This window comes from Vibrio sp., from assembly GCF_050299255.1.
Lineage (GTDB): Bacteria > Pseudomonadota > Gammaproteobacteria > Enterobacterales > Vibrionaceae > Vibrio.
Window position 1 is genome coordinate 1 of the sequence record NZ_JBNKVP010000131.1, and the last position, 4,861, is coordinate 4,861.

Sequence of the window (4,861 nt, forward strand, 5' to 3'; positions counted from 1 at the left end):
GGCCTTTGACCCGCTGCTCTCTTTTCTGGTCTGGTTTGAAAAACTGCTGATCTCGACCCCCTGGTTTGTCGTACTGGCGGTCTGTACCGGCTTAGTATACGCCGCCAGCCGCTCGTGGAAACTGGCTCTGGGCTGCCTGGTTTCGCTGCTGCTGATTGGTTACTTCGGTATGTGGGAAGATACCATGCGAACCCTGAGCATAATTACCGTCTGTACCTTACTGGCGATCCTGCTCGGTATTCCTATCGGCATTGCGATGGCACGTTCAGATCGTGTGCAGGCCACTGTGACACCGATGCTGGATGTCATGCAGACCATGCCTGCTTTTGTTTACCTGATCCCCGTAGTAATGCTACTCGGCATAGGTAAAATCCCCGGATTGATTGCGGTTATCATCTATGCCATTCCACCAGTTATCCGACTGACAAACCTCGGTATCAGGCTGGTCGATCAGGAAGTACTGGAAGCGGCCACAGCATTTGGTGCCAGTCGTCGGCAACGTCTGTGGGGGGTTCAGCTGCCCCTGGCCATGCCCACCATCATGGCCGGCATCAACCAAACCATTATGATGGCCTTATCTATGGTGGTGATCGCGTCAATGATTGGGGTAAAAGGTCTCGGCCAGCCTGTACTGAAGTCGATCACTAACCAATACTTTACTCTGGGGCTACTGAATGGCTTCGCTATTGTTGCGTTGGCGATACTGTTTGACCGGGCATCGCAAGCCTATGCCAAGCGGACACAAGCATACCTTGGAGGCCACAAACATGACTAAACCTTTGATAGAAATCAGCGGCTTATACAAGGTATTTGGCCCAAAACCGCAATCGGTCATGGCACAGGTAAAACAAGGGACCAGTAAAGAGCAATTGCTGGCCGACACCGGGCATACCGTCGGTCTGAAAGACATCAACCTCAAGATACGCAAGGGGGAAATCTTTGTCATCATGGGGCTATCGGGGTCGGGCAAGTCCACCATGATTCGCCACTTCAACCGCCTGATCGACCCGACCGAAGGGCAGATTCTGGTTGAGGGTATCGACGTCATGAACCTGTCTGCCAAAGAGCTGGAAGCATTCCGCCGCCACAAAATGTCGATGGTGTTCCAGCGCTTTGGCCTGCTGCCTCACCGTACTGTGGTTGATAACGTGGGGTATGGGCTTGAAGTGCAGGGGCTGGAAAAGTCACAGCGTCTGGCCAAAGCGACCGAATGGCTGGAAACCGTCGGCCTGAAGGGATACGAGCAGCAATACCCCAGCCAGTTGTCCGGAGGACAGCAACAGCGGGTCGGACTGGCGCGGGCGCTCTGTACCAATGCAGAAATCTTGTTGATGGATGAAGCCTTCTCTGCACTGGATCCGCTGATCCGCAGTGAGATGCAGGATCAACTGATTGAGCTGCAGCAGACACTGCACAAAACCATCATCTTTATCACCCACGATCTGGATGAAGCGCTCAGGCTCGGTGACCGAATTGCCATTCTTAAAGATGGCGAATTGGTGCAGCAGGGCACTCCAGACGAGATCCTGCTCAACCCGGCGGACGATTACGTTGAAGCGTTTGTCAAAGACGTCAACCGTGCCCGCGCGTTAACGGTCGAAACCGTGATGCAGCCGCCAGCATACCGGATTGCGTCCGAGACCATCGCCGAAGCGCTGGCGGAAATGAAACGCTTTAAAGGCGATTATGCCTATCACGTCACCAAACAAGGCTATCAGGGATTGCTGACCAAGGCCCGGCTGCAGGGTGCGAAAACCGAGCAGTTCAGCCCGGATGTGTATGAACCGGTACCGGAAATCTCGCCAGATGCGCCAATAGAGCAGATTCTGACTGAAACCATATCCAGCGATTATTCACTGCCGGTGGTCGACAAACAGGGGAATCTGCAGGGTGAACTGGAGCGTAAAACCGTTGCGAATCTGTTTGCCGAACATCAGTGCAGCCCGGTCGCAGACCCGGATGCGGTTCAACCTGAGCCAGGGGCTGCGCCAGCAACTAAGGGTAAGCTAGACAGAGCGGGCTAGCTCCTCCCCTGCCCGGTATCTCATCGCCAGCAGACCGCTGGCGATTTTTTATTCCAACAATCAACTAGTAACAGATCTGTAAACAAAACTTAACGCCGCCATTAGCCACAATTCCTGTTGATAACTAGACTTTCATCCCATATCACCGCATATTCTGCGGCCATTAGCGGTACCAAAGTGCCGACGCTGTGTAACAGAAAAGAGGACTTTCCGAGCATGGACAAAGATCATAGCCTGCGAGAAAACTTACTGGCGCTAATTCTCGGCTGCTCATTAGTGTCACTGGGTGTGATATTTTTTAACCAGGTTGGCTTGCTGACCGGCGGTACAGCCGGACTGGCGCTGTTTATTACTAAAGTCAGTGACTTCAGCTTTGGCCAAGTGTTTTTCGCCGTCAATCTGCCGTTTTATATTCTGTCCGTCAGCCGGATGGGCTGGCGATTTTCCATCAATACCTTTATTGCCGTAACCCTGGTGTCGTTGTCCGTCGATTACCTGCACCAGGTGATCAGTATTGCCCACATTAACAATCTGTATGCGGCCTTGATTGGTGGCGGCTTAATCGGTATCGGTATGCTGGTGATCTTCCGCCACAAAATGAGCCTGGGCGGTTTCAGTATTCTGGCGCTGTTCTTACAGGAAAGGTACGGTATTCGGGCGGGCAAAGTACAGATGGCGCTGGATTGTTCTATCGTGGTGATGTCACTGTTTATTGTCGATGTCAGCTTGATCATGCTTTCGGTACTGGCGGCCGTTGTAACTAACCTGATTGTGGCAATGAACCATAAACCGGGCCGTTACCAGCCAATTGCTCCTGCGGCGTAATATCCCGCTGCATCAATCGCACCACAACAGCACTTCTGACGGGCAGCTTCAACAGGCTGCCCGATTGCTATCTGTCACCGGCTAACTCTGTAACCTCATGTCAGGCAAGCTGACATTCCCGTACAGACCGAACCGCCCTATCCCGTTAGACTCTGCGCCTTTCACTGATTCCCCAAATAAGGGCATTAACCGGAGCTGACACTTACCATGATCACCCTGAACGAGCAATCGCTTGCCGCAACCCTGCCAATGCTTTCAAAGCTAGACTTGTCCATTCATCCGGTCTTTTTCGACGATGGTGTGCGTTGTCACCAGGTCCACAAATTTTCTACCCACTACAGCGAGTTTGAAGTGAATGGCATGACATGCGAGGCAATCAGCCATTATCTGCTCCACTGTGAAAACCATGCTCAGTTTAAGCTGTTGTTTCGAGATGGAATATTGCGGATTGTTCCGCAGCAGCAGGTCCGACACCATCGTAGCGAACCCTGTTCGATACTGACATTTCCTGTTCAGCGTCGTTGATATGAAGCTGATTTAACAAGTGAACAATAGTAGTCAATATAGTTGCAATAACATTAAATACTAATTAAAAGGTTAATTTTGGTTTATTGTTTCGCTATATTTTGTAAATTCTAGGTTAAAACTCTAGCAAACCACGTGAGCTCGATCACAACTCACGTGCTGGGAACGCTGTTGACTATTTTCTTTGTAGCCCAGCCTGATACTCTCCTTCGCGCTTCGTAGTATGGCGAAGCGCATAACTATAAGGAGTGTTCATTATGAATACCAAGAAACCCATGTCGCTGACCGGCCGTGTAATCTTCGGCATGGTCACAGGTATCTTGACAGGATTTGCCATTCAGGCCCTTTTTTCTGACAACGGATTTGTCAACGACTACATAGTTAACGGATTATTTGACGTGGGCGGGCAGATATTTGTCGCCAGCCTGAAAATGCTGGTCGTACCGCTGATTTTTGTATCACTGGTTTGTGGTACCAGCTCACTTAAAGACATCACCACCTTAGGCCGAATGGGTGGAAAAACCTTGCTGTTTTATCTGGTTACCACTGCAGTTGCCATTACTCTGGCCCTGGTCGCAGGTACCGTATTCCAGCCAGGTGCCGGCGCGGATCTGACCGCCGCCAGCAGCTTTACTTCAGCAGAAGCACCGTCGCTGAGCGAAGTGATCATCAACATGTTCCCAACCAACCCGATCAATTCGATGGCTCAGGGCAACACGCTGCAAATTATCGTTTTCGCTCTGTTGTTCGGTATCGCTATCAGTGCCGCGGGTAAACCGGGTGAGCGCATTGCTGCCGTGTTTAATGACCTGAACGAAGTGATCATGAAGCTGGTCGCGCTGCTAATGAACCTGGCACCCTACGGCGTCTTCTTCCTGATGGCGAAGTTGTTTACCAGCCTGGGCCTGGGTGCCATTATGAATCTGGCTGAATACTTCCTGGTACTGGCCGGTACATTGGTTGTGCACGGTATCGTGACATACGGTTTGATGCTGAAAGGCTTTACCGGTCTGAGCCCGATTACCTTCCTGCGTAAAATGGAAGATGCGGTTATGTTTGCATTTTCAACTGCATCATCCAACGCCACCATCCCGGTTACACTGGAAACCGCCAAAAACCGCATGGGCGTCGACAACAAAGTGGCCTCTTTTACTATCCCTCTCGGGGCGACAGTGAACATGGATGGCACTGCAATCATGCAGGGTGTTGCGACCGCTTTCATCGCTCAGGCATTTAATATCGACCTGACTATGGGCGACTACCTGACCGTAATCCTGACTGCCACGCTGGCGTCAATCGGTACTGCTGGCGTTCCGGGTGTCGGCCTGGTGATGCTGGCGATGGTACTGAACCAGGTAGGCCTGCCACTGGAAGGTATTGCGCTTATCATGGGTGTTGACCGTCTGCTGGATATGACCCGGACCGTGGTCAACATCACCGGCGATTCGATGGTCACCGCCATCGTTGCGAGAAGTGAAGGCGAACTC

5 protein-coding genes are annotated in these 4,861 nt (G+C 51.7%); all 5 read left to right on the plus strand.

Annotated elements, in window-relative coordinates; genetic code table 11:
- Nucleotides 1–775, plus strand: a 775-nt coding sequence (locus ACQY6F_RS18115; RefSeq protein WP_428776449.1) for an ABC transporter permease, incomplete at its 5' end; no start/stop codon positions are given.
- The gene (locus tag ACQY6F_RS18120; RefSeq protein WP_428776450.1) at nucleotides 768–2,024 is read left to right on the plus strand and encodes a quaternary amine ABC transporter ATP-binding protein; all 1,257 of its coding nucleotides are present in this window, start codon (nucleotides 768–770) and stop codon (nucleotides 2,022–2,024) included. The genes ACQY6F_RS18115 and ACQY6F_RS18120, both read left to right, overlap by 8 nt.
- Nucleotides 2,025–2,240: 216 nt before the next feature.
- Nucleotides 2,241–2,849 (plus strand): YitT family protein, encoded by a 609-nt coding sequence (locus ACQY6F_RS18125; RefSeq protein ID WP_428776451.1) that lies wholly within the window; start codon nucleotides 2,241–2,243, stop codon nucleotides 2,847–2,849.
- 207 nt (nucleotides 2,850–3,056) lie between these two features.
- Entirely contained in the window at nucleotides 3,057–3,374 is a 318-nt protein-coding gene (locus ACQY6F_RS18130) for a hypothetical protein (protein WP_428776452.1), read from the plus strand.
- Between the two features lie 257 nt (nucleotides 3,375–3,631).
- On the plus strand, nucleotides 3,632–4,861 hold a 1,230-nt coding region (locus ACQY6F_RS18135; RefSeq protein WP_428776453.1), incomplete at its 3' end, for a dicarboxylate/amino acid:cation symporter.

What these genes read in the sequence shown, in the direction of transcription:
- ACQY6F_RS18120 (WP_428776450.1), top strand. Translation starts at nt 768, where the DNA reads ATGACTAAACCTTTGATAGAAATCAGCGGCTTATACAAGGTATTTGGC.
- ACQY6F_RS18125 (WP_428776451.1), top strand. Translation starts at nt 2,241, where the DNA reads ATGGACAAAGATCATAGCCTGCGAGAAAACTTACTGGCGCTAATTCTC.
- ACQY6F_RS18130 (WP_428776452.1), top strand. Translation starts at nt 3,057, where the DNA reads ATGATCACCCTGAACGAGCAATCGCTTGCCGCAACCCTGCCAATGCTT.